General features: G+C 73.7%; 1 protein-coding gene. It reads right to left on the bottom strand.

All coding sequences use genetic code 11. The features are described 5' to 3' along the window. Nucleotides 1-15: 15 nt before the first annotated feature. Nucleotides 16-1,170: a threonine aldolase family protein gene (locus AC13HU_RS37275; protein ID WP_483046434.1), complete on the bottom strand. Its 1,155-nt coding sequence runs from the start codon at nt 1,168-1,170 to the stop codon at nt 16-18. Between the last annotated feature and the right edge of the window lie 161 nt (nt 1,171-1,331).

Here is a 1,331-nt window from a genome sequence, read left to right as displayed (position 1 = left end):
GGAGCGGACTCCCTACTACCCCCCAGGTCGTTGGCCCAGCCGTTCGGCGAACGCCGCCGCGGCCGCCCGGATGTCGGACTCCGTCCAGTCGAGCGCGGACTCGGTCACGGTGACCTCGGTCATCGACAGTCCGGGCGGCCCGGGTTCCATGAAGCGGCGCAGGCCGAAGAGGCTGATCCCGGTCTCCTCGGCCATCCGCACCCCGGCGTCGTCCAGCGCCTCGGCCGGGTACGGCAGCCACAGCTGGAACTCGTGGGTGTGCGGTTCCGCCGGGTGCACCCGCGGCAGCACCACGCCTGCCTCCGCCAGGCCCTCGCGCAGCGCCCGCGCCACGGTCTTCGCGTGCGCGACGTACTCCGGCAGCCGCGGCAGCACCCGCTCCAGGCCGGCCAGCGCGGACAGCACCGCCGGGAACTGGTGCGCCAGTTGGCCGCCGTAACGGTGCCGCCACGCCTTCGTCTCCGCCACGAAGTCCGCCGGGCCGGCGAGCGCGGCACCCGAGAGCCCGCCGAGCGACTTGTAGAAGCTCACGTACACGCTGTCGGCGAGCCCGGCGATCTCCGGCAGCGAGCGGTCGAAGTGCGGTGCGCACTCCCACAGTCGGGCGCCGTCGAAGTGCACGACCGCGTCGCGCTCGCGGGCGGCGGCCACGGCCGCGCCCAACTCCTCCCAGGTCGGCAGCACGAACCCCGCGTCGCGCAGCGGGAGTTCCAGCATGAGTGTGCCGAACGGCTCGTCGAGGTCGCGTACTTCGGCCGCGTCCGGCAGCCGCGCGGCCCTCGTCGGGTGCACCGTGCGCAGCCCGCTCACCGTGCGCAGCGCGTCCCGCTCGTACATCTCCGGGTGCGCGAGCGGGTGCAGGGCGACCGTGTGGTTCCCGGTCCGGCCCGCCCATGCCCGCAGGGCCACCTGCTGCGCCATCGTGCCGGTCGGGAAGAACGCGGCGGACTCCATTCCGAGCAGGGCGGCGACCCTCGCCTCCAACTCCTCCACGACGCCGTTCCCGTACAGATCCGCGGGGGCGTCCAGGTCCACGCCCGCGACAGCGGCATCCTCGGTGAGCTGGGCCGACCATTCGCGCAGCGTGCGGTCGTGGCCGTTGGCGAGCACGCGCGAACACGCTGCAACGGCGGCGCGCCGTCGGGCCCGTAGTTGTTCCGTCGTATCCATCCCCCGATTCTGCTCTGCCGTGACCGGACCCTCCGGGCGCCCCCGTTCTGCCGGTTCAGGGACCACCTGCCGGTGAGTGGCTCGGCGCTGGGGGTACCCCCTCTGGGGGAGTTCCCCGCGCCCGTTCGGGGTGGTTGCTCGCCGTGTCCACAGTGCTGCGG

The organism is Streptomyces sp. NH27 (assembly GCF_056859195.1).
Note: the sequence above shows the minus strand (reverse complement) of the source record. Positions and strands in the feature narration are given on the sequence as shown.